Raw genomic sequence first — 231 nt, forward strand, 5'->3', positions numbered from 1 at the left:
TAGAAAGACAGCAGGAGGAATTAGCTTTTGAAGTACGCATTTGCATATAAAAATCACAATATAGAAACGATCTTTTGCGGAAAAGACGAGCTGTTTGAGGAACTGAAACAATTTTTAATCACTCAATGCGGTTTAATCATTGTTGAGGTTTCAAGGGCTGATTACTATACGGAGCAGGAAATGAATCAGTGGAATGAACGTTATACTCTGTGAATAAGAAAAGAAACCGGC

Annotated in this window: 1 protein-coding gene; it reads left to right on the plus strand. The window is 36.8% G+C overall.

Annotated features, from left to right (window positions below; genetic code table 11):
• Positions 1 to 27 precede the first annotated feature (27 nt).
• On the plus strand, positions 28 to 213 hold the full coding sequence (locus SB658_RS27975; RefSeq protein ID WP_003152588.1) for a hypothetical protein: 186 nt from the start codon (positions 28 to 30) through the stop codon (positions 211 to 213).
• Positions 214 to 231: the final 18 nt, after the last annotated feature.

The organism is Bacillus sp. SIMBA_008 (genome assembly GCF_046535495.1).
Taxonomy (GTDB): Bacteria; Bacillota; Bacilli; order Bacillales; family Bacillaceae; genus Bacillus; species Bacillus subtilis.